This is a genomic window from Roseomonas gilardii, assembly GCF_001941945.1.
Classification (GTDB): domain Bacteria; phylum Pseudomonadota; class Alphaproteobacteria; order Acetobacterales; family Acetobacteraceae; genus Roseomonas.
The window spans coordinates 682,469-703,328 of sequence record NZ_CP015583.1; the positions used below are offsets into that span (position 1 = coordinate 682,469).

Sequence of the window (20,860 nt, forward strand, 5' to 3'; positions counted from 1 at the left end):
TCCCTGTCCGGGGACCATGCCCGCACGGATCGTGCGGAGGGGGATGATTGGACCGACGAGCTTTCGCCTGGGCGCTCTATGACTGGGCGAACAGCGCCTTTCCCACGATGGTGTCCACCTTCGTCATCGCCGCCTATTTCACTCAGGCCGTGGCGCCCGACCCGGCGCAGGGGCAGGCGATGTGGGGCTGGATGCAGAGCTCGGCGGCGGTGGCGATCGCGCTGCTCTCCCCCGTGCTGGGCGCGGTGGCCGATGCCGGTGGGCGGCGGCGCCTGCTGCTCGGCCTCTGCACGCTGCTGGCGGCGCTGCTGACGTCGCTGGTCTGGTTCGCCCGGCCCGACCCGTCCTGGACGCTGTGGCTGCTCGCCTGCGTCGGGGGCGCGACCGTGGCCTTCGAGGTCGGCACCGTCTTCTACAACGCCATGCTGCCGCAGGTGGCGCCGCCGGAGCGGATCGGGCGGGTCTCGGGGCTCGCCTGGGGGCTGGGCTATGCCGGCGGGCTGGCCTGCCTCGCCTTGGCGCTGGTGCTGCTGATCCGACCTGACCCGCCGCTCTTCGGGCTGGACAAGGCGAGCGCCGAGCCGGTGCGGGCGGCGGCATTGCTGACCGCTGCGTGGCTGCTGGGCTTCGGCTGGCCGGTGCTGCTCGCCGTACCCGATCCCGGGGGGCCGCGCCGGGGCTGGGCGGCGGCGGCGCGGGGCGGGCTGGAGGAGCTGGTCTCCGTGCTGCGCCGCCTGCCGCGGCGGCGGGACCTCTGGCGCTTCCTGCTGGCCAACATGCTCTACACCGACGGGCTGAACACGCTCTTCGCCTTCGGGGCCATCTTCGCCGCCGGGGTGCATGGCATGGCGATCCAGGAGATCCTGCTTTTCGGCATCGCGCTGAACGTCACCGCCGGGATTGGCGCGGCGGCGGGCGGGCTGATCGACGACCGGCTGGGCTCGAAACGCACGGTGCTGTTCTCGCTGGCCGCGCTGCTGTTATTGAGCGCGGCGCTGGTCGTGGTGCCTTCGAAGACGGCCTTCTGGGCCCTGGCGCTGCTGCTGGGGCTGTTCTTCGGCCCGGCCCAGGCCTCCTCGCGCACGCTGCTGGCGCGGCTGGCCCCGCCCGGGGAGATGGCGGCGCATTTCGGACTCTTCGCCCTGTCGGGCCGCATCACCGGCTTCCTCGGCCCGGCGGTGCTGGCACTGGTGACGGGCTGGACCGGCAGCCAGCGGCTCGGCATGGCGACGATCGGCGTGTTCCTGGGGCTCGGCGCGCTGATGCTGCTGACGGTGCGGGCGCCGCGCCGGGCCGGGACCTGATCGGAGAGCCGCTCCAATGCCAGTTCCAGGAGATCTCCACGCAGGCGGAATAACAACCTATGGTCGCGTTCATGCGATTCCTCCTCGCGTTTCCGCTCCTGTGCCTCGCCGCCTGTGGCGATACGGTGATGGCCGACCTGATGCGCCCCGTCCTGGGTGGGCCGGCGGAGGAACTGGCCGGGGAGCCGATCCCGCGCAGCCGCCTGCCCACCCCTCCCGCTGATGGCCTGCCCGCCGAGCCGGCGCTGTCCGTGCGGCAGGGGTCGCGCCACGCGGTGGCGGTGCTGGTCGAGGAGAATGGCGAGCGCCGGCTGTGGCGAAGCCCGGACGGGCTGGTGGTCGCGACGGATGGGGCGCGGGTGACGGCGACGGCGGGGGTCCGGACCTATCTGGCCGCCACGCGGCTGGACGGGCCGGACCCGCTGGACGACCCGACGGCACTGGCGGAACGCCCGGCCACGCTGCGCCGCTGGGTGGACCTGATGCGCCCCGACCGCTCGCCCGACCACATGCGCTTCGGCCTGGGATTGGAATGCCGGCTGCGGGCGGCGCGGAGCGGGGAGGCGCTGCTGGTGGAGGAACGCTGCGGCGGCGGCGCCTCCTTCACCAACCGCTACTGGGCGGTGCCGGAGACCGGGGCGATCTGGCGGTCCGAACAGTGGGTCGGGGAGGAGCGTCCGATGGTGATCGAGGTCCTTACGCCGCCCGCCAGCTGAGCCCCGCCCGCTGCACCCGCCGCGCCACCAGGAACAGCCAGCCGAGCTGCACCAGCAGAGCGGGCAGCAGGACCAGCGGCTTGGCCCAGGGTGCGAGTTCCAGGAAGAGCAGCGCGAGCAGGCCCTGGAACACGGCGAAGCCCCAGTGAGCGGCGGCGATCCGGGCGGTCGGGATGCCGGCGCGCTGGGCCATCTGGTACAGGTGGGTGCGGTGCGCCTGGGCCACGCGCTCCCCCATCGCCATGCGGCGGAGCAGGGTGAAGCCGCTGTCGAAGAGCAGCGCGAAGAGCAGCAGCGGCACGATCAGGAAGGAGACCTGGGTGTATTCGAAGCGGGCGGCGGCCACGGCCAGCACCGCCATCATGAAGCCCAGGAACTGCGAGCCGACATCGCCCATGAAGATGCGCGCCGGGGTGAGGTTGAAGGGTAGGAAGCCCAGCAGCCCGGCGGCGAGGAAGAGCGCGGCGGCATAGACGAACCAGCCGCCCAGCAGCGCCGCGATGCCGCAGAGGGCGATGGAGGCGATAAGGACCGCGCCGCCGACCAGCCCGTCCAGCCCGTCCATGAAGTTCACCGCGTTGGTGCAGGCGAGGATCCAGAACAGGGTCAGCACCGGGCCGAAGGGGCCGAGCTCGGTCAGGCCGATCTCCGGCAGGGCGACGCGGCTGATGACGAGGCCGCTGCCCATCGCCACCAGCGCCGCCGCGCCCTGGGCGGCGAGCTTGAGGGAGAAGCGGAAGTTCACGACGTCATCGGCCAGCGAGACGGCGGCGATGGCGACGGCGGCCAGAATCACGCCGATGAACTGCGGCTCGGCGATGCGGGCGTATTGCGCGCCGGAATAGAGCACGATCATGCCTGCGACGAAGGCGGCCACCACGCCGACACCGCCGCCGCGGGGCGTCGGCACCACATGGGCGGAGCGGGCATTGGGGCGGTCCAGGATGGGGAAGGCGATCATCGCCCGCACCAGCGCCGCCGAGAGGAGGGCGAGCATCGCGGCGAAGCCGAGATGCTGAAGGAAGGCTTGGAACTGCATCGGGGCCAGGAATTCAGGAAGAGGGGGTCAGGCGCTCGGGGTCGAGGCTGGCATAGATGTCGCCGCTGTTGGCCGCCTGCGGCAGGGCTTCGAGCCATTCGGCCGTCTCCGCCGCGCCACGCGGCCGGGGGAAGAGGAAGCGGGCATCCTCCCCGAGGCAGGCGTTGAAGCGGTAGGGACCAAGGCTCGCCAGCCGGTCGAGGCAGCGGCGCGCGACGTCGCGCTGGATGGTGGTGAACTCGAAGCTCAGGGCGCGCAGGGGGCGGCTCAGCCCGGCCAGGGCCTCGGCCTCATAGCCTTCCACATCCAGCTTGGCGAAATGCGGCGGGCCGTGCCGGGCGATCAGCGCGTCGAGCGTGGTGACGGGGCGGCGGAGCGTGCCGTCCCAGCGCTGCTCCGCCCAGCCCTCGGCATCCCGGGCGGCGGCCACGAAATCGGCGGAGGCGGTGGCCACGGTGGGGTTGGCGCTGTTCAGGCGCAGCTCGGCCTCGCCCTCCGCCGCGCCGACCAGGGCGGCGAGGACGGTGACGCCGGGATCGCTGCGGAACAGCAGGCGCAGCAGCCGGGCGAGGCGGGGCTGGGGCTCCACGGCCAGGGCGCGGGCGCCGAGGCGGCGGAAGCTCGCCGTGCGGTCGCCGACATGGGCGCCGAGATCGAAGCCCAGTTCGCCAGGGCCGAGGAAGCGGCGCAGATGCGCGTCCAGCGCCGCCGCCCGCCCCGGGGCGTAGTAGATCCGCAGCGAGCGGCCGATCGCGGCGGCCTGGATCATCCGCGCTGGCCCGCGGCGCGGAAAGCCACGGCGACGCCGCCGGCGCCCTCCGGCGGGACGGTGAGGCCGAGCGGGGTTTCCGTGGCGAGGCCGGCCAGCAGGCGCCGGGCGGCGGCGTTGCCGTCGCCGGTCAGCACGGTGATGGCGGCGTGGAAGGGCAGGGAGGGCGGTTCCACGCCGGGGAGCAGCGCCTCCAGCGCCGCCGCCGGCAGGATGCGGACCCGCGTCTCGGCCAGGGGCAGGACGTAGCCGCCCGCCGGGTCCGGCTCCAGCGGCATCCCGGCGAGGCGCGACAGGCGCGCGGCGCTCTCGGCGGGCCGTTCCGCGACCAGGATGCTCTCGGCCAGGGCCACGGCGTTGTTGGGATGGTCGAGCCAGCGCTCCTGCCAGAGAAGCTCCGGCGTCAGGTGCTCGATGAGCTGGACGCGGCCCTCCGGCGCATCCGGCAGCGGCACGCGGGCGAAGCGGGCGCGGGGCCCCTCCGGATCGTCCACCGGGCGTTCCAGCATCGCCACGTCGTGGATGTCGAGCCCGGCACGGCGCAGGCGCGGCAGGTTGGCACCGGCATCCTCGGTGGCGAGCGCCAGGATGTGCATCCCTGTGTAGCGGTCGAGGAAGCGGCCCAGCCCGTTATCCGGCAGGGCCGGGTCGAGGATCGCCAGGAGCTCCAGATAGCCCCGGCGCAGCATGGCGCAGCGGTTGCCGGTGGCCAGCGGCTCCGCCGGACCGCCGGGGATGCGCGGGGCGGATTGCCGGGCGATGGGGGTCAGGGCGAAGCCCAGCCGCTCCCACTGCGCCCAGAGGGTGGGGCCATCGCGGGTGCAGACACCGATATGATCGAGATCCGAGGCGGTGCCGTTGCCTTCCGCTCCGGCGGCGGGGACGTTCAAGCGAGGGTCTCGTATTTCGGTAGCAGCCATTCCCGCGGCTCGGCGGCGGCCTCGGCATACCAGCGCTCCATCAACGGATGGCGGCGCACCGCCTCCAGATAGGCGAGGGAGCGGGGGGAGAGTTCCGGCTGGTAGGTCAGGAAGCGGGCCACCACCGGGGCGTACATCGCATCCGCCGCGCCGAACTCCGCGCCGAACAGGAAGGGGCCGCCTTGTTCGATGAGGCAGTCCGCCCAGACCGCCTCGATGCGGGCGATGTCGGCCAGGCTTTCCGGGTTGCGTCCGAGCCCGGCATAGTCGTCGCGGCCCAGGTTCATCGGCATGGCGATACGCATGGCGCGGAAGCCGGCATGCATCTCCGCCGCCACGGATCGGGCCTGGGCCCGCGTCACGCGATCGGCGGGCCAGAGCCGGGGTTCCAGCTCGGCGCAGTATTCCAGGATGGCGAGGCTTTCCCAGATGCGGGCGCCGCGATGCTCCAGATAGGGGACGAGGCCGGCCGGGGTGACCTGCTTGATGGCCTCCGTGCCCCCGCCCCCGGCGAGGGGGATCAGCACCTCCTCCACCTCCAGCCCGGCGAGATGCACGCCGAGCCAGCCGCGCAGGCTCCAGGAGGAATAGCGCTTGGTGCCGATGACGAGGCGGCCTTCGGACATAGGACTGGCTCCCTTATTCCGCCGGGACGGCGGCGACGCCCTTGCTGGTGGAGTACTCGAAATGCAGCGCTTCGCCGGGGAAGACGCGGCCATGCGCGGCATGGGCGGCCACGGCGGCCTCGGCGAAGCCCTGCAGGATCAGCTTGAGCTTGCCGGGATAGGTGGCGATGTCGCCGATGGCATGGACGCCGGGGATGTTCGTTTCCATCGTCGCCGGGGTCACCGCGACATGGGTCTTCTCCAGCCCCAGGCCCCATTCGGCGATGGGACCGAGCTCCATGGCCAGGCCGAAGAAGGCCAGCAGGTGGTCGGCCTCCACGTCGCGCTCCTCCCCCTTCAGGGTGGCAAGGGTGACATGGGTGAGCGTCCGCCCGTCGCCCTTCAGCCCGTGGAGCTGGTAGGGGATGGCCATCTCGATCTCGCCCCGCGCGGCGGCGTCCTCCATCTGGGAAACGCTTTCCGGCGCGGCGCGGAACTTGGGGCGGCGGTGGACGAAGGTCACCTTGGCGGCCACCTGCTTCAGCGACAGGGCCCAGTCCACGGCGGAATCGCCGCCGCCGGCGATCACCACGCGCTTGCCGCGGAAATCCTCGCGCCGGGCAACGAAGTAGCGGACGGCGCCGCCTGCCTCATAGCCCTCCAGCCCGGCCAAGGGCGGGCGGTTGGGGCCGAAGGCGCCGGCCCCGGCGGCCAGGATCACCGCCTTGGCCACCACCGTGTCGCCGGCGCTGGTGCCGAGCACGAGGTTCTCGCCGTCCCGAACCAGGCTCTCCACCCGGCGGCCGAGGAGATAGGTGGGGGTGAAGGGGCGCGCCTGTTCCTCCAGCCGGTCGATCAGCTCGCCGGCCGGGATGCGTGGAAAGGCTGGGATGTCGAAGATCGGCTTCTCGGGGTAGAGCGCCGTGCACTGGCCGCCGATGGCATCCAGCGTATCGATCACCGTGCAGCGCATCTTCAGCATGCCGCATTCGAACACGGCGAACAGGCCGGCAGGCCCTGCCCCGATGACGGCGACGTCGGTCTCGATGCGCGCGGCCATCCCTGTCTCCCCATTCCCGGTGATACGGGCCAGTCATACGGGCCAGTCCGGGGCTGGGTGATACAGGCAAGCGCGCCGCGATCAAAGCCACCTGCCGGCGGGCGGCGGAAATTAGCGCCTGCCTGGGAGGGGCGGGCAGGGTGGTGTGTGGGATGGGAAGGCCGGGCTGGGCGCAAAGCCCGCCGGGCGGGCCCGGATCGCGGAAAAACCCCGGTCAGGGGAAGATCCGGCGGGAGCAGATCCGGGACAAGAGGGGAAACCCGTTGAGGGTCAGCCCATGATCTCGCGCACGATGCGGCGGATTTCCTCGCTGCTCAGGCCGGAGGTCTCCGGACGCGGCGGCAGGGCAGGGACGGAAGCCAGGGCCGCCGGGAAGGGCAGGCTGGCGGTGACGGCCAGATGGCCGGCATGGGTATGGGACGTCGTGTTCATGGTATTCCTTTTGCCGCGGCCTCCGGGATCGGAGCCGTTCGGGGCGGTTTTCGAAGTCTAGCGTGGAGAATGGCCCGAAGTCGGTGACTTCATGATGAAGATCGCCATCCGTCGTCGCGGGCGAAGCCGGCGGGAAAGGGGAGGCGATCGATCAGGCGGCCTTCGCCTGGAAGAGTGTCACCGGAACGATGTCGGCGGTGGGGACGTCGCCAGGACGATGGCCGCGTGACAGTCGTCACATGCGGCGATCGCGGCGGGCTCGCTCACGGCAGATTGCCGTTCCGGTTTTGCGGAGGGAGGCCGTGGCCCCCTCTGCTGTCGCGGCCACCATCCCCGCGGCCGGCATGGCCGGCGGATGCGGGGAGTGGCCGGCGGGACCTTGCGGTCCCGTCACGCCTGTTCAGGCGCGCTTCAGGTTGCCGGCCGAGACCTTGCCCTGATTGCCGCGCTGCATCTCGAACTCGAGCTTGTCGCCCTCGTTCAGGTTGCCGATTCCAGAGCGCTCAACGTCGGAGATGTGGACAAACACATCCTTGGAGCCATCATCCGGCTGGATGAAGCCATAGCCCTTGGTTGCGTTGAACCACTTAACAGTGCCGGTTGCCATGGTGTTTTCCGATCCTTGGCAGAAATCCCCGCCGCGCAGACATGCACGGCGGACCAAGCCTTTGGAAAGGATGCAGACACCAGGCTCGGCGCTCCGTCACGAGCTCGGAGAGCAGGCCGAACCAAACACTTGATGGGTCATAGGGTGGGGAAGTGCATCCCGGAAAACAAGAGGCGAATGAGGAGGTAAGGGCGACCGGGGAGTGATCCAGGGGCTGATTCAGTGCGCGAACAAGGGGTTGAGGACCATTAATCACGATTTCGTGAGTTTGATGAGGCTGCCGGATCGAAAGCGAACAGTAGATCGCGGCTCACGATTCATTGATCAAAATTTCATTGTGAGCAATTTGATCGTGCTCTAAATAATGCCAGCGATGGAGGTGCGGCATGTCGGACGGAACGCAGGACACCACCCTGCTGGATGACCAGCTCTGCTTCGCCCTCTATTCGGCGATGAACGCTTTGGGCCGCGCCTATGCCCCGCTGCTGGAGCCGCTCGGGCTCACCTACCCGCAGTATCTGGCCATGCTGGTGCTCTGGGAAAGGGACGACCTGATGGTGAAGGAGCTGGGGCAGCGGCTGTTCCTGGACTCCGGCACCCTCACGCCGCTGCTGAAGCGGCTGGAGGTGGCCGGGCTGGTGCGGCGGATGCGCGATCCGTCAGACGAGCGCCTGGTCCGCATCCGCCTGACCGAGGCGGGCCGGTCCCTGCGAGAGAAGGCGCAGGAGATCCCTGATCGCCTGGCCTGCGCGATGGACCGTTCCCCTGCCGAGATCGGGGGGCTGCGCGACAACCTGATCCGCCTGCGCGATGCCTTGCGGGCGGCCTGACCATCACCCTTGGCACACGGTTCCATGACCGCCCGCCCCGAGAAGGACGGCGCGGCGACGAGGAGAAGATCATGAGCGTCGACGTCAAGTACCGCACCACCGCCTCCGCCACCGGGGGCCGCGACGGCCGCGCCGCCACCGAGGACGGCTCGCTGGACGTGAAGCTGGCCACGCCCAAGGAACTGGGCGGGGCCGGCGGCGAGGGCAACAATCCGGAGCAGCTTTTCGCGGCGGGCTATTCCGCCTGCTTCCTGGGCGCCATGAAGGCGGTCAGCGGCAAGGTGGGCGTGCGCGTGCCCAACGATGCCAAGGTGACCGCCACGGTCGGCATCGGCCCGCGTTCCGAGGGCGGCTTCGGCATCACCGCCGACCTGCAGATCTCCCTGCCGGGCGTCGAGCGCGCCAAGGCGGAGGAACTGGTCCAGGCCGCGCACCAGATCTGCCCCTATTCCAACGCCACGCGCAACAACGTGGATGTCGGGCTGACGGTGGTCTGAACCATCCGGCGCGGGGAAGGGCCTGCGCGGGGAAGGGGTGGTGCATCGCGGCATCGCTTCCCCGCCATCGATGCCCGGCCAGGGCGATCCCGCCGTGAAACCGGCCCTGGCCGCTTGTCCCCCCGCGATGCGCCGGGGCATGGTGCGCGCCCATGGCGCCCGCTTCCCTCGACATCCTGTTGCCCGACCTCGCCGCCACCGAGGCGCTCGCGGCGCGGCTGGCCCGGCTGGCGCTGCCCGGCGATGCCATCCTGCTGGACGGGCCGCTGGGGGCGGGGAAATCCGCCCTGGCGCGGGCCTTCCTGCGAGCGGCCTCCGGCGATCCCGGCCTGGAAGTGCCTTCGCCCACCTTCACCCTGGTGCAGGGCTATGAGATGCCGCCCGCCGCGCCCTTCCGCATGGCCCACCACTTCGACCTTTACCGCCTCGGTGGGGCGGAGGAGGTGGAGGAACTGGGCTGGGAGGAGGCGCGCGACGGGGTGGTCCTGGTGGAATGGCCCGGGCGGCTGGCGGACCTGGCCCCGGAGGATGCGCTGCGCATCAGCCTGACGCCGCTGGAGGGCGAGGCGCGGCAAGCCGCGCTGCGGGGCTGGCCCGGACGAATCGAGAGGCTTTCCCCATGACCATGGATGCCGTGGGCGCCACTGCCCCGAACGCCGAAACCCCGGACACCGCAGCCTCGGACACCGATACGGCGACCGCCGCTGCCCCGGCCATCGAGGCCGTGACCGCCGATGCCTTCCTGGCCGCCCACGGCTTCGCCGGCGCGGCGCGCGAGCCTCTGCCCGGCGATGCCGGGCGGCGGCGCTACACCCGCCTGCGCGGCGGGCCGGCGCCTGCCCTGCTGATGGACTGCTCCGCCGAGCCGGAGGTGGACCTGCACCCCTTCCTCCGGATGCAGGGGCCGCTGGCCGCAGCCGGGCTGTCCGTGCCACGCATCCTGGCGCGCGACGACGGTGCCGGGCTGCTGCTGGTGGAGGAGCTGGGCGAGCGCACCCATGCCGACCTGCTGGATGCCGGCGCCGCTCCGGCGCCGCTTTATGCCGCGGCGGGCGAGGCGCTCGCCGCGCTGCACGCGGTGCCGCCCCTGCCGGACCTGCCGGCCTGGGACGGCGCGGCGATGGCCCGGGCGGCGGCCGGCACCTTCCTGGACTGGTGGTGGCCGGCAGCGCTGGGCGAGGCGCCCTCTGCGGCGCAGCGCGAGGCCTTCGCCCGGGCCGTGCACGACACGATCGCGCCCTTCGGCGGCACGCGCGGCCTCGTGCACCGCGACTACTTCCCGGCGAACCTGACCCTGGTGCCGGGGCGGGAGGGCGTGCGCGCCGTGGGCATCCTGGATTTCCAGGACGCCGCGCTGGGCCATCCGGCCTATGACCTGCTGAGCCTGGTGGAGGATGCCCGGCGCGACGTGGCGCCGGAGGCCCGGGTGGCCGCCATCGCCGCTTATCGCCGGGTGCGGGACATGCCGGATCTGGAGGCCGCCATGGCCGCCCATGGCGCGGTGCGGCACCTGCGGGTCGCCTCGCTCTGGGTGCGGCTGGCGCGCCGCGACGGCAAGCCGCGTTACCTCGTCCATGGGCCGCGCTGCTGGCGCCTGCTGGCGGCGTCGCTGGCGCATCCGGCGGCCCGGCCGCTCGCTTCCTTCCTGGATGCGCATGTGCCATTGGCGAGCCGGATGAACCCGCCCCCGAAGGGCTCGTGAAGGAATTGGCCGCGTGAGCGAACCGACCGACGCCTCCGCAACCCCTCTGGCCCCCCAGCCGCCACCCCAGCCACCCCCCCTGCCGGACCTTGCCCTGCCCGCGCCGGGCGTCAGCCCGGGCACGGGAATGGTGCTGGCCGCCGGCCTCGGCACGCGCATGCGCCCGCTGACGGAGACCACGCCGAAGCCGCTGCTGCGGCTGCAGGGGCGGAGCCTGCTGGACCATATCCTCGACCAGCTCGATGCCGCCGGGATCGGCCGCGTGGTGGTGAACGCGCATCACCTGGCTTCGCAGGTCGAGGCCGCCTGCGCCGCCCGGCGGAAGCCCGCCTGCGAGGCGATCGTGGAGCCGGAGCTGCTGGAGACCGGCGGTGGCATCCGCAACGCCCTGCCGAGGCTGGGGCCCGATCCCTTCGTGGCGGTGAACGGCGATTCCTTCTGGCTGAACGGGCCGGTACCGGCGTTGCGGCGGCTCTTCGCGGCCTTCGATCCGGAGGCCATGGACGTGCTGCTGCTGGTGGCCCGAGCCGCCGCGGTGGAGGGCGATGTCGGGCGCGGCGATTTCGCGCTGGACCCGCTGGGCCGCATCCGCCGGCCGAAGGAGCGGGAGGTGGTGCCCTATACCTATGCCGGGGTGCAGGTGCTGCACCCGCGCCTCTTCGACGGTGCGCCGGAAGGGGCGTGGTCGATGAACCGGCTCTACGACAAGGCCATCGCGGCGGGGCGCGCCTTCGCCCTGGTGCATGACGGGGTGTGGTTCCACCTTTCCACCCCCGCGGACCTGGATCAGGCGGAGCACCGCCTCGAACGCGGGCTGGTGCGCTTCTTCTGAGGGCACGCCTTCCGTCCGGGGCGATGGCCCGGTCAATGTGACCGGGAACGGGGATTGATCGCCGCGCGGGGGCGGTAGAAGACTATCGCCGCCGCACGGACCCCAAGGTGCCCATGAGCCTGCCTCCCTTCTCCCGCCGTTCCCTGCTGCTGGCGGGCGCCGCCACGGCGATCGTCCCAGCGGCACTGGCTCCCCGGGTCCTGGCCCAGACCAGCCCCGGCACCACCGGCACGGTGACGGAGCCGACGCGGATCCGGCTGCGGCTGCTGGAAACCACCGACCTGCATGTGAACGTCTATCCCTACGACTACTACCGGGACCGGGCGGACGACACGGTGGGGCTGGCCAAGACGGCGACGCTGATCGCAGCGGCGCGGGCCGAGGCGAAGAACAGCCTGCTCTTCGACAATGGCGACGTGATCCAGGGCAGCCCGATGGGCGACTACATGGCCTATAGCCATGGGTTGAAGCCGGGGCAGGTGCACCCGATCATCGCCGCGATGAACAGGCTGGACTATGTCTGCGGCACGCTGGGCAACCACGAGTTCAACTACGGGCTGGACTATCTGGGCACCTCGCTGGCGGGGCAGAACTTCCCCAGCGTCTGCGCCAACGTGTTCAAGGCCGACGGTTCGCCGCTCGTCGCCCCCACCCGCGTCTTCGAGCGCGAGATGGTGGACGAGAAGGGGGGCAGGCGCCTGCTCAGGATCGGCGTGATCGGCTTCGTGCCGCCTCAGATCACGCAATGGGACAAGGCCAACCTCGACGGCAAGGCCACCACCCTCGACATCGTGGACGCGGCGGTGCGCTACGTGCCGGAGCTGCGGCGGCAATGCGACCTGCTGGTGGCGCTCTGCCATTCCGGCATCGCGGGCGGGGAGCACCAGAAGGGCGACGAGAACGCCGCGCTGCACCTGGCGAAGGTGCCGGGCATCGACGTGATCTTCACCGGGCACCAGCACCTCGTCTTCCCGGGCAAGGACTTCGCCAACATCGACGGCGTGGATGCCGCGCGCGGCACGCTGCATGGCGTGCCGGCGGTGATGGCGGGCTTCTGGGGCAGCCATCTGGGCGTGATCGACCTCGATCTCGAAGGGCGGAACGGCGTCTGGAAGATGGCGGACTTCAAGGTCGAGGCGCGGCCGATCTACGAGCGCAAGCCCGACCGCAGCATCGTGGCGCTGGCCACGACAGCGCCGGCGGTGCTGGAGGCGGCGAAGCCCGAGCACGAGGCGACGCTCGCCTATGTGCGCCAGCCTGTGGGCGAGACGAAGGCGCCGATCAACAGCTACTGGGCGCTGGTGGCCGACGATCCTTCGGTGCAGATCGTGAGCAACGCGCAGACCTGGTACATCAGGAGCATCGCCACCGGCTCGGGGCTGGACAAGCTGCCGTTGCTCTCGGCGGCGGCGCCGTTCAAGGCGGGCGGGCGCTCGGGGCCGGACTACTACACCGACGTGAAGCCGGGGCCGCTCGCCATCAAGGACATGGCCGACATCTACCTCTATCCGAACACCGTGCGCGTGGTGAAGGTCACCGGCGCGCAGGTGCGGGAATGGCTGGAGCGGTCGGCGGGCATCTTCAACCGGATCGACCCGTCCTCCACCGCCGAGCAGGACCTGATCAACGGGAAGTTCCCGTCCTACAACTTCGACATCATCGACGGGGTGACCTACCGCATCGATGTGACGCAGGAATCCCGCTACGACAACGACGGCAAGCTGGTGGCGCCCGATGCGCACCGCATCGTGGACCTGCGCTTCGAGGGCCGGCCGGTGGACGAGACGGCCGAGTTCCTGGTCGCCACCAACAACTACCGCGCCGGAGGCGGCGGCAACTTCCCCGGTGCGGACGGCAAGACCATCGTGCTCGACGCGCCGGACCTGAACCGCGACGTCATCGTGCGCTACATCGTCGAACAGAAGAGCGTGGACCCGAAGGCCGACGGCAACTGGTCCATCGTGCCGCTGCCGGCGAATGCCGTGGTCTCCTACGTCACCTCCCCGGCGGCGGCCAAGGTCGCCCTGCCGGCGGGGCTGAAGGCGGAGCCGCTGGGCGATGCGCCGGGCGGCTTCGCGAAGTTCCGGGTCTCCTTCGGCTGAGCGCCCGAGGCCCGACCATGGCGGCCGGGAGGCCGCCTTCCCGGGGCCGGGCATCGCCCGGCTCCCGCGCCCCGATTGCCTGCACTTTTCCCGTGAACCAGCTCGAACGAGCGAGGACCCTGCCCATGCGACGCTTGCTGCTGAGCGCGCTCTGCGCCCTTCCCGTAATGGCCGCGCTTCCCCTCGCTGCGCCCGCCTCGGCCGAGGAGATCAAGCCCGCCGTCGTCTTCGATATGGGCGGCAAGTTCGACAAGAGCTTCAACGAGGCCGTCCACAACGGCGCCCAGACCTTCACCAAGGCGACCGGCATCGAGGTGCGGGAGTTCGAGCCGCAGAACGACACGCAGCGGGAACAGGCGCTGCGCAACCTGGCGCGGCGCGGCCAGACCCCGATCGTGGCGGTCGGCTTCAACCAGGCCAGCGCGCTCAAGGTGGTGGCGGCGGAATTCCCGAAGCTGCATTTCATCATCCTCGACACGGTGGTCGAGGCGCCGAACGTGCAGTCCGTGGTGTTCCGCGAGGAGCAGGGCTCCTACCTCGCCGGCATGCTGGCGGCGCTGCGTTCCGGCACCGGCAAGATCGGCTTCGTCGGCGGCATGGACATCCCGCTGATCCGCAAGTTCGCCTGCGGCTACGTGCAGGGCGCGAAGGCGGCGAAGCCGGGGATCGAGGTGCTGCAGAACATGACCGGCTCCACCCCCACCGCCTGGAACGATCCGGTGCGCGGGGCGGAGCTGACGCGCTCGCAGATCGAGCGCGGCGCCGACGTGATCTTCCAGGCCGCCGGCGCCACGGGGATCGGCGTGCTGCAGGCCGCGTCCGATGCAGGCAAGTACGGCATCGGCGTGGATTCCAACCAGAACCACCTGCATCCGGGCCATGTGCTGACCAGCATGGTCAAGCGTCTCGACGTCGCGGTGCAGAAGGCTTTCCAGGACGCGCGCGAGGGCAGGTTCGCCGCCGGCACGCATGTGCTGGGGCTGGAGGATGACGGTGTGTCCCTGGCCTTCGACGAGAACAACGCGAAGATCGTGACCGACGAGATGCGCGCGAAGGTGGACCAGGCGCGGCAGGACATCATCGCGGGCAAGGTCAAGGTGCATGACTACATGACCAGCAATTCGTGCCCGAACTGAGCGCGCCTTCGCCCGAAGCGCCGCCCGCCATCGAGCTGGTGGCGATCAGCAAGCGCTTCGGGACGGTGCAGGCGAACCGGGCGGTGGACCTCACCATCCGCCGCGGCGAGATCCACGGCATCATCGGCGAGAACGGGGCCGGGAAATCGACGCTGATGTCGATCCTGAACGGCTTCTACACGGCCGATTCCGGCCGCATCCTGGTCGGCGGGCGCGAGGTGCGGATCGCCACCAGCGCCGATGCCATCGCGCTGGGCATCGAGATGGTGCACCAGCACTTCATGCTGGTGGAGAGCTTCACCGTGCTGGAGAACGTCATGCTGGGCGCCGAGGGCGGCGCCCTGCTGGCGAAGGGGCGGACGCGGGCGCGGGCAGAGCTCGGGCGGCTCGCCGCGGAATACGGGCTCTCGGTCGATCCGGACGCGCTGGTCGGCGATCTGCCGGTGGGCGCGCAGCAGCGGGTGGAGATCCTCAAGGCGCTGTACCGGGGCGCCGAGGTGCTGATCCTCGACGAGCCGACCGGCGTGCTGACGCCGCAGGAGGCGGACGACCTGTTCCGCGTGCTCCACGCCCTGCGTGCGCAGGGCAAGACGGTGCTGCTGATCACGCACAAGCTGCGCGAGATCATGGCGGTCACCGACCGCGTCTCGGTGATGCGGGCGGGCGAGATGGTGGCGCACCGCGTCACGGCGCAGACCTCGGCGGAGGAGCTGGGCGAGCTGATGATCGGCCGCCGCCTGCGGCGCGACCATGCCAAGCCGCCGGCACGGCCGGGGCCGGTGCTGCTGGAGGTCGAGGATCTCCGCCTGCGCGACGCCGCCGGGGTGGAGCGGCTGTCCAGCGTGAGCTTCGCGCTGCGCGGCGGCGAGATCCTCGGCGTCGCGGGGGTGGCGGGCAACGGGCAGAGCGAGTTGCTGGAGGTGCTGGCCGGGATGCGGGCGCCGGGCTCGGGGCGCATCCGGCTGCGGGGGGAGGAGATCTTCCCGGGCGGGGCGGGGCGTGCGATGCCCGGCCCAGCGGAGATGCGGCGCCGGCGCGTGGCGCATGTGCCGGAGGACCGCCTGCGCACCGGGCTGGTGCGCGGCTTCCCGGCCATGGATTCCGCGATCCTGGGCTATGAGCACGACCCCGCCTGGCGGCGCGCGGGGCTGATGGACCCGGCGCGGATCGAGGCGCATGCGGAGCGGCTGATGCGCGAGCATGACGTGCGGCCGGTGGCGCCGCGCCTGCGCTCGGCGCTCTTTTCCGGCGGCAACCAGCAGAAGCTGATCATGGGGCGCGAGATCGAGCGCGACCCGGACCTGCTGCTGGTCGGGCAGCCGACGCGCGGCGTGGATATCGGCGGCATCGACGCGATCCACACGCGGCTGCTCGCGGCGCGGGCGGCGGGCAAGGCGGTGCTGGTGGTGTCGGTGGAGCTGGACGAGATCATGCGCCTGTCCGACCGCATCCTGGTGATGTGCGGCGGCCGGGTGATGGGCGAGCTGCCGGCGGAGGAAGCCGACGAGGCGCGGCTCGGCCTGATGATGGCGGGCGCCGGGATGGAGGGCCGGGAGGCCGGTTCGCGGGAGGTCCGGGCATGAGCGGAAGCAATGCGGCGGAGCTGCCGCGCTGGGCGGATCTGGTGCTGCTGCCGCTGGTGAACCTGTTCCTGGCGCTGCTGGTGACGGCGGGGGTGATCCTGGCCGTGGGCCAGCCGCCGCTGGAGGCGCTGAAGGCGCTGGTGCTGGGCAGCCTCGGCTCCTTCGACGCGCTGGGCTACACGCTCTACTACACGACCGACATGATCTTCGCCGGCCTCGCCGTGGCGCTCGCCTTCCAGTGCGGGCTGTTCAACATCGGGGGCGAGGGGCAGGCCTATATCGCCGGGCTCGGCGTGGCGCTGGTGGCGCTGAATCTGGAATTCCTTCCCGCGCCGCTGCTGATCCCGCTCGCCATCCTGGCGGGGGCCGCCTTCGGCGGGGCCTGGGGCGCCGTGCCGGGCTGGCTGCAGGCGCATCGCGGCAGCCACATCGTCATCACCACCATCATGTTCAATTTCCTGGCGGCCTCGCTGATGGTCTACCTGATCGTCAACGTGCTGATCGCGCCGGGCTCCATGGCGCCGGAAACGCGGGAATTCACCGGGGCGGCGCATCTGCCGGGGCTCGGCTTCCTCGGCTTCTCGCCCGACGTGCCGGTGAACCTCGCCCTGCCGCTGGCGCTGCTCTGCGCCGTCGCGGTCTGGCTGCTGGTCTGGCGTACGCCCTGGGGCTATGGCGTGCGGGTCTCGGGGGTGAGCCCGGCCGTGGCCGCCTATGCCGGCATCGACGCGAGGCGGCAGATCGTGCTGGTCATGGCGCTGTCCGGCGCGCTGGCTTCGGGCGTGGCGGTGAACGAGCTGCTGGGGGCGCAGCACAAGCTGCTGATCGGCTTCACCGGCGGCTATGGCTTCACCGGCATCGCCGTGGCGCTGATGGGGCGCAACCATCCCTTCGGTACGGTGTTGGCGGCGCTGCTCTTCGGCGCGCTGACCCAGGGCGGGGCGGAGCTGGCCTTCGAGATGCCGGACGTGCCGGCGCAGATGGTGATCATGATCCAGGGGCTGGTCATCCTCTTCACCGGGGCGCTGGGCAACCTGTTCCGTCCGGCGCTGGCGCGGCTGCTGGCGCCCCGGCGGGTGGCCGCCTGATGGAGGACCTCGTCCTTTCCATCCTGGCGGCGACGCTGCGCACCGCGGCGCCGCTGATCCTGGCGGCTCTGGCGGGGCTCTTCACCGAACGCTCGGGCATCGTGGATGTCGGGCTGGAGGGCAAGATGCTGGTCGGCGCCTTCGCCTCCGCCGCCACCGCGGCGGTGACGGGCGATGTGATGCTCGGCCTGCTGGCGGCCATGGCGGCGGCGCTGGCGCTGGGGCTGGTGCATGGCTGGGCCTGCATCACCCTGCGCGGCAACCAGGTCGTCTCCGGCATGGCGATCAACATCTTGGCCTCGGGGCTGACGGCGGTGCTGGCGCTCGCCTGGTTCCGCCAGGGCGGGCAGACGCCGCCCCTGCCGGCCTCCGGGCGCTTCCTGGGCATCGCCCTGCCGGGGGCGGCGGCGCTGGCGGAGGTGCCGGTGCTGGGGCGCTTCTATGCCGTGGTGGTCAGCGGCCAGACCCTGCCGGTCTATCTGGCGCTGCTGCTGGTGCCGCTGTCCGCCTGGGTGCTGGGGCGGACGCGCTTCGGACTGCGTTTGCGCGCGGCGGGGGAGAACCCGGCGGCGGTGGACACGGCGGGGATCTCGGTGTCCGGGCTGCGTTATGCCGGCGTCGTCATCGCGGCGCTGCTCTGCGGCATCGCGGGCGCGACGATCGCCACCGCGCAGGGGGCGGGCTTCGTGCGCGACATGGTGGCGGGGCGGGGCTTCATCGCGCTGGCGGCGATGATCCTGGGCAAGTGGCGGCCCTGGCCGATCCTGCTCACCTGCCTGGGCTTCGGCGTGCTGGACGCGGTGGCGATCCGCATGCAGGGCGTGCCCGTGCCGCTGATCGGGGATTTCCCCGTGCAGGCGGTGCAGGCGCTGCCCTATCTGCTGACGGTGATCCTGCTGGCCGGCTTCGTCGGGCGCTCCGTCCCGCCCAGGGCCAGCGGCATCCCCTATGTGAAGGAACGCTGAGCATGTCCGGGCCCGACGAGCTGGTATCGGCCGCGCTGAGGGCGCGGGAGCGGGCCTATGCGCCCTATTCCCGCTTCCAGGTCGGCGCCGCGCTGCGGACGGAGGACGGTGCCGTCTTCGCCGGCTGCAATGTGGAGAATGCCGCCTTTCCCGAGGGCACCTGCGCCGAGGCCGGGGCGATCGCCGCCATGGTGATGGGTGGCGGCGGCCGGCGCATCGCGGAGGTGGTGGTGGCCGCCGAGGCGAAGGAGCCCTGCACCCCCTGCGGCGGCTGCCGGCAGAAGCTGCGGGAATTCGGCACCGCGGCGACCACGGTGCGGATGGTGGATGCGGCGGGGGAGACCGTGCTGCTGCGCCGCCTGGGCGAGCTGCTGCCGGACAGTTTCGGGCCGGGGAGCTTTATGGACTGAGCCCGCATCCCACTCCGTCTGTTGCGACCGTCAGCCAGGGCCAGCGGGCGCGGTAGGATTCCGCCTTGCGCCGGAACAGGTCGGAACGGTCCCCGCTCAGCGGGTTCATGCGCAGGATTCCGGCCTCCAGGTCGCCGAAGCCGTCTGGGGCGTGGATCGCGCCGCTGGCCGCCTCGATGCCGATGCAGGTGCAGGAGACGAGGTAGCGGCCGATCCCGTCGCGGGCCGAGGTCAGCCTGGGATAGGGCGAGCCGAAGCGCCGCTCGTACCAGAGATGCACACGGGCCTGGTTCTTCACCTCGATCACCGCGCCCGTCTCCTCGGTCAGGTCGCGCGTGGCCTCGGCGACGCGCCGGATCACGGCATCCTCGGCCTCCCAGGACAGGTCCCGGTCATCGAAGTAGAAGACGTCGTAATCCTCGACGCCACGGCCGGCGGGCTGGCCGGAGCGGTGGTTCCACACCGCCTGGAACAGGCAGCCCGCCGTCAGGAAGCCCTGTGGCAGCCCCAGCGCCGGCAGGCGCTCCAGCAGGGCGGCATTGACCGGGTTGGCCGAGACTTGCGCCAGGAAGGATCCGGCGGACGTGCCCGTGGAGGGGGCGGCGGAAGATCCCGGGCGATACCGGTCCGGCATGAGGTGAATCTCTCCCTGGGGCGGGACTGGCGGCCGATCTGGCGGAAAAGGGTCGCGACAGCCAGGAACGACATCCCTGCACCATGGTATATCCGGCCGACGCCCTGGGATCATGGCGCGCCGTGTCTCTCCGCACGAGGATTCGCCATGCGCATTTTCTCCGCCTGTCTGGCCCTGGAGACCAATACCTTCTCGCCGATGCCGACGAGCTATCAGAGCTTCCTGGATCAGCAGGCCTGGCGGCCCGGCGAGCATCTGGCCGAGCCGACCATGCAGACGGCCGCCTTCTGGGTGACCCGCCGTCGCGCGGCGACCGATGGGTACGAATTCATCCCTGGCTCCTGCTTCTGGGCCATGCCGGGCGGGATGGCCAGCCGCGGCGCCTATGAGCGGATGCGTGACGAGATACTGGGGCAGCTCCGTGCGGCGCTGCCCGTCGATGCGGTGATGCTCGGCCTGCACGGCGCGATGGTGGCGCAGGGCTATGACGACTGCGAAGCCGATCTGCTGGAACATGTCCGCCGCATGGTCGGGCCGGAGGCGGTGATCGGCGTCGAGCTCGACCCGCATTGCCACCTCACCGTCCGGCGCTGCGAACTCGCGGACATCATCGTCCTGTACAAGGAATACCCGCACACCGATTTCGTCGAGCGCGGCGAGGAACTGCTCGACCTGGTCCTGGCGACCCTGCGCGGGCGGATCCGCCCGGTGATGTCGCTCTGGGACTGCCGGCTGATCGCCTCCTTCCCCACCACCGCGCAGCCGATGCGCGGGCTGGTCGATCGCGCGATGGCGCTGGAAGGCCAGGCGGGCGTGCTCTCCATCTCGCTGGGCCATGGCTTCCCGTCGGGCGACGTGCCGGAGAGCGGCGCGCGGGTGCTGGTCGTCACGGACGATGCCAAGCCTGTGGGCGACCGTCTGGCCCGCGAGTTCGGCGAGGCCATGGCCGCGATCCATGCCCATCCCGCGAAGCACTTCCTGGAGCCGGCGGAGGCCCTCGCCGAAGGGCTGCGGCTTGCCGCGACGGCGGGAGCGCCCGTGACCATCGCCGATACCTCGGACAATGCCGGCGGCGGCGCTCCGTCGGACAACACCACATTCCTGCGCCTGCTGACCGAGGGTGGCATCGCCGGCGCCTCGGTCGGGCCGATCTGGGATCCGGTCGCGGTCCGCATGGCCTTCGACGCCGGGCCCGGTGCGAGGATGCGCCTGCGGATCGGGGGCAAGGCCTGCTGGGCCTCGGGGCAGCCGCTGGATGCGGAGGTGGAGATCCTGTCCTGCGTGCCCGAGGCGTATCAGAGCTTCGCCGGCGGGCCGGTCGATCTCGGGGATGCCGCCGGAATCCGCACCACGGAGGGGGTCGGCGCCGTGCTGGTGTCCCGGCGGCGCCAGGCCATGGGCCATGACCTTTTCTCGAACATGGGGATCGACCCGGCCGGCGAGAGGCTGCTGGTGGTGAAGTCCAACCAGCATTTCCATGCGTCCTTCGCGCCGATCTCGGCCGCGGTTCTCTATGCGACCGGCGACGGGCTCCTGGCCACGGATTACCGCCGCTATCCCTGGTCCAGGGTGGCGCGTCCGATCCGGCCGCTGGACACGGAGGCGGAGGGGCGGCTGCTCCTGTGAGCG

The 20,860-nt window shown here is 71.3% G+C and carries 22 protein-coding genes; 14 read left to right on the forward strand and 8 right to left on the reverse strand.

Annotated features, from left to right (window positions below; all coding sequences use genetic code 11):
• Positions 1–47 precede the first annotated feature (47 nt).
• Both RGI145_RS02945 and RGI145_RS02950 read left to right on the forward strand, forming a co-directional pair.
• Positions 48–1,304 (forward strand): MFS transporter, encoded by a 1,257-nt coding sequence (locus tag RGI145_RS02945; protein ID WP_075797168.1) that lies wholly within the window; start codon positions 48–50, stop codon positions 1,302–1,304.
• Positions 1,305–1,375: 71 nt separating this feature from the next.
• Complete coding sequence (locus RGI145_RS02950; protein ID WP_237183185.1) at positions 1,376–2,020, forward strand: YjbF family lipoprotein; 645 nt, start codon at positions 1,376–1,378, stop codon at positions 2,018–2,020.
• Here the strand turns inward: RGI145_RS02950 and RGI145_RS02955 are convergent.
• From RGI145_RS02955 to RGI145_RS02980, 7 genes are all read right to left on the reverse strand, one after another.
• Positions 2,001–3,059, reverse strand: a complete 1,059-nt coding sequence (locus RGI145_RS02955) for a glycosyltransferase family 4 protein (protein ID WP_075797170.1) — start codon at positions 3,057–3,059, stop codon at positions 2,001–2,003. The genes RGI145_RS02950 and RGI145_RS02955 overlap by 20 nt on opposite strands.
• A 13-nt stretch (positions 3,060–3,072) precedes the next feature.
• A complete protein-coding gene (locus RGI145_RS02960) occupies positions 3,073–3,828 on the reverse strand; it encodes an FkbM family methyltransferase (RefSeq protein WP_075797171.1) in 756 nt (251 codons plus the stop codon).
• A complete protein-coding gene (locus RGI145_RS02965) occupies positions 3,825–4,718 on the reverse strand; it encodes a VOC family protein (protein ID WP_075797172.1) in 894 nt (297 codons plus the stop codon). The genes RGI145_RS02960 and RGI145_RS02965 overlap by 4 nt, the downstream gene beginning before the upstream one ends.
• Positions 4,715–5,374, reverse strand: a complete 660-nt coding sequence (locus RGI145_RS02970; RefSeq protein WP_075797173.1) for a glutathione S-transferase — start codon at positions 5,372–5,374, stop codon at positions 4,715–4,717. Before RGI145_RS02970 ends, RGI145_RS02965 begins: the two co-directional genes overlap by 4 nt.
• A gap of 13 nt (positions 5,375–5,387) precedes the next feature.
• Complete coding sequence (locus tag RGI145_RS02975) at positions 5,388–6,413, reverse strand: NAD(P)/FAD-dependent oxidoreductase (protein ID WP_075797174.1); 1,026 nt, start codon at positions 6,411–6,413, stop codon at positions 5,388–5,390.
• A 270-nt stretch (positions 6,414–6,683) separates the two neighbouring features.
• The gene (locus RGI145_RS24900) at positions 6,684–6,845 is read right to left on the reverse strand and encodes a hypothetical protein (protein ID WP_156878411.1); all 162 of its coding nucleotides are present in this window, start codon (positions 6,843–6,845) and stop codon (positions 6,684–6,686) included.
• A 400-nt stretch (positions 6,846–7,245) separates the two neighbouring features.
• Entirely contained in the window at positions 7,246–7,452 is a 207-nt protein-coding gene (locus RGI145_RS02980) for a cold-shock protein (RefSeq protein WP_019460229.1), read from the reverse strand.
• A gap of 386 nt (positions 7,453–7,838) precedes the next feature.
• On the opposite strand from RGI145_RS02980, the gene RGI145_RS02985 reads away from it, so the two are divergent.
• The 11 genes from RGI145_RS02985 to cdd all read left to right on the forward strand — a co-directional run bounded on the left by RGI145_RS02985 (position 7,839) and on the right by cdd (position 18,597).
• Entirely contained in the window at positions 7,839–8,282 is a 444-nt protein-coding gene (locus tag RGI145_RS02985) for a MarR family winged helix-turn-helix transcriptional regulator (RefSeq protein WP_075797175.1), read from the forward strand.
• A gap of 71 nt (positions 8,283–8,353) precedes the next feature.
• The gene (locus RGI145_RS02990; protein WP_075797176.1) at positions 8,354–8,779 is read left to right on the forward strand and encodes an organic hydroperoxide resistance protein; all 426 of its coding nucleotides are present in this window, start codon (positions 8,354–8,356) and stop codon (positions 8,777–8,779) included.
• A 152-nt stretch (positions 8,780–8,931) separates the two neighbouring features.
• Positions 8,932–9,402, forward strand: coding sequence for a tRNA (adenosine(37)-N6)-threonylcarbamoyltransferase complex ATPase subunit type 1 TsaE (gene tsaE, locus RGI145_RS02995; protein WP_075797177.1), 471 nt, complete (start codon positions 8,932–8,934; stop codon positions 9,400–9,402).
• Positions 9,399–10,481: an aminoglycoside phosphotransferase family protein gene (locus tag RGI145_RS03000; RefSeq protein ID WP_083670333.1), complete on the forward strand. Its 1,083-nt coding sequence runs from the start codon at positions 9,399–9,401 to the stop codon at positions 10,479–10,481. Before tsaE ends, RGI145_RS03000 begins: the two co-directional genes overlap by 4 nt.
• Positions 10,482–10,494: 13 nt before the next feature.
• A complete protein-coding gene (locus RGI145_RS03005) occupies positions 10,495–11,313 on the forward strand; it encodes a nucleotidyltransferase family protein (protein WP_237183186.1) in 819 nt (272 codons plus the stop codon).
• A gap of 113 nt (positions 11,314–11,426) precedes the next feature.
• Positions 11,427–13,415 (forward strand): bifunctional 2',3'-cyclic-nucleotide 2'-phosphodiesterase/3'-nucleotidase, encoded by a 1,989-nt coding sequence (locus RGI145_RS03010; protein ID WP_075797179.1) that lies wholly within the window; start codon positions 11,427–11,429, stop codon positions 13,413–13,415.
• 125 nt (positions 13,416–13,540) lie between these two features.
• Positions 13,541–14,551, forward strand: a complete 1,011-nt coding sequence (locus RGI145_RS03015; RefSeq protein WP_075797180.1) for a BMP family lipoprotein — start codon at positions 13,541–13,543, stop codon at positions 14,549–14,551.
• Positions 14,539–16,134, forward strand: a complete 1,596-nt coding sequence (locus RGI145_RS03020) for an ABC transporter ATP-binding protein (RefSeq protein WP_237183187.1) — start codon at positions 14,539–14,541, stop codon at positions 16,132–16,134. Before RGI145_RS03015 ends, RGI145_RS03020 begins: the two co-directional genes overlap by 13 nt.
• A complete protein-coding gene (locus RGI145_RS03025; protein WP_075797181.1) occupies positions 16,131–17,222 on the forward strand; it encodes an ABC transporter permease in 1,092 nt (363 codons plus the stop codon). Before RGI145_RS03020 ends, RGI145_RS03025 begins: the two co-directional genes overlap by 4 nt.
• Positions 17,222–18,187, forward strand: a complete 966-nt coding sequence (locus RGI145_RS03030; RefSeq protein WP_208863916.1) for an ABC transporter permease — start codon at positions 17,222–17,224, stop codon at positions 18,185–18,187. Before RGI145_RS03025 ends, RGI145_RS03030 begins: the two co-directional genes overlap by 1 nt.
• Before the next feature lie 2 nt (positions 18,188–18,189).
• Positions 18,190–18,597 (forward strand): cytidine deaminase, encoded by a 408-nt coding sequence (cdd, locus tag RGI145_RS03035; protein ID WP_075797182.1) that lies wholly within the window; start codon positions 18,190–18,192, stop codon positions 18,595–18,597.
• Here cdd and RGI145_RS03040 read toward each other — a convergent pair.
• Complete coding sequence (locus RGI145_RS03040) at positions 18,587–19,231, reverse strand: nucleotidyltransferase family protein (protein WP_075797183.1); 645 nt, start codon at positions 19,229–19,231, stop codon at positions 18,587–18,589. The genes cdd and RGI145_RS03040 overlap by 11 nt on opposite strands.
• A 147-nt stretch (positions 19,232–19,378) precedes the next feature.
• On the opposite strand from RGI145_RS03040, the gene RGI145_RS03045 reads away from it, so the two are divergent.
• Positions 19,379–20,857, forward strand: a complete 1,479-nt coding sequence (locus tag RGI145_RS03045) for a M81 family metallopeptidase (protein WP_075797184.1) — start codon at positions 19,379–19,381, stop codon at positions 20,855–20,857.
• The last annotated feature ends 3 nt before the right edge of the window (positions 20,858–20,860 follow it).

What these genes read in the sequence shown, in the direction of transcription:
- RGI145_RS02950 (WP_237183185.1), top strand. Translation starts at nt 1,376, where the DNA reads ATGCGATTCCTCCTCGCGTTTCCGCTCCTGTGCCTCGCCGCCTGTGGC.
- RGI145_RS02975 (WP_075797174.1), bottom strand. Translation starts at nt 6,413, where the DNA reads ATGGCCGCGCGCATCGAGACCGACGTCGCCGTCATCGGGGCAGGGCCT.
- RGI145_RS03040 (WP_075797183.1), bottom strand. Translation starts at nt 19,231, where the DNA reads ATGCCGGACCGGTATCGCCCGGGATCTTCCGCCGCCCCCTCCACGGGC.
- RGI145_RS02980 (WP_019460229.1), bottom strand. Translation starts at nt 7,452, where the DNA reads ATGGCAACCGGCACTGTTAAGTGGTTCAACGCAACCAAGGGCTATGGC.
- RGI145_RS02990 (WP_075797176.1), top strand. Translation starts at nt 8,354, where the DNA reads ATGAGCGTCGACGTCAAGTACCGCACCACCGCCTCCGCCACCGGGGGC.
- RGI145_RS03000 (WP_083670333.1), top strand. Translation starts at nt 9,399, where the DNA reads ATGACCATGGATGCCGTGGGCGCCACTGCCCCGAACGCCGAAACCCCG.
- RGI145_RS03030 (WP_208863916.1), top strand. Translation starts at nt 17,222, where the DNA reads ATGGAGGACCTCGTCCTTTCCATCCTGGCGGCGACGCTGCGCACCGCG.
- RGI145_RS02960 (WP_075797171.1), bottom strand. Translation starts at nt 3,828, where the DNA reads ATGATCCAGGCCGCCGCGATCGGCCGCTCGCTGCGGATCTACTACGCC.
- RGI145_RS02985 (WP_075797175.1), top strand. Translation starts at nt 7,839, where the DNA reads ATGTCGGACGGAACGCAGGACACCACCCTGCTGGATGACCAGCTCTGC.
- RGI145_RS03015 (WP_075797180.1), top strand. Translation starts at nt 13,541, where the DNA reads ATGCGACGCTTGCTGCTGAGCGCGCTCTGCGCCCTTCCCGTAATGGCC.
- RGI145_RS02955 (WP_075797170.1), bottom strand. Translation starts at nt 3,059, where the DNA reads ATGCAGTTCCAAGCCTTCCTTCAGCATCTCGGCTTCGCCGCGATGCTC.
- RGI145_RS03010 (WP_075797179.1), top strand. Translation starts at nt 11,427, where the DNA reads ATGAGCCTGCCTCCCTTCTCCCGCCGTTCCCTGCTGCTGGCGGGCGCC.
- cdd (WP_075797182.1), top strand. Translation starts at nt 18,190, where the DNA reads ATGTCCGGGCCCGACGAGCTGGTATCGGCCGCGCTGAGGGCGCGGGAG.
- RGI145_RS03025 (WP_075797181.1), top strand. Translation starts at nt 16,131, where the DNA reads ATGAGCGGAAGCAATGCGGCGGAGCTGCCGCGCTGGGCGGATCTGGTG.
- RGI145_RS02970 (WP_075797173.1), bottom strand. Translation starts at nt 5,374, where the DNA reads ATGTCCGAAGGCCGCCTCGTCATCGGCACCAAGCGCTATTCCTCCTGG.
- RGI145_RS24900 (WP_156878411.1), bottom strand. Translation starts at nt 6,845, where the DNA reads ATGAACACGACGTCCCATACCCATGCCGGCCATCTGGCCGTCACCGCC.
- tsaE (WP_075797177.1), top strand. Translation starts at nt 8,932, where the DNA reads ATGGCGCCCGCTTCCCTCGACATCCTGTTGCCCGACCTCGCCGCCACC.
- RGI145_RS03045 (WP_075797184.1), top strand. Translation starts at nt 19,379, where the DNA reads ATGCGCATTTTCTCCGCCTGTCTGGCCCTGGAGACCAATACCTTCTCG.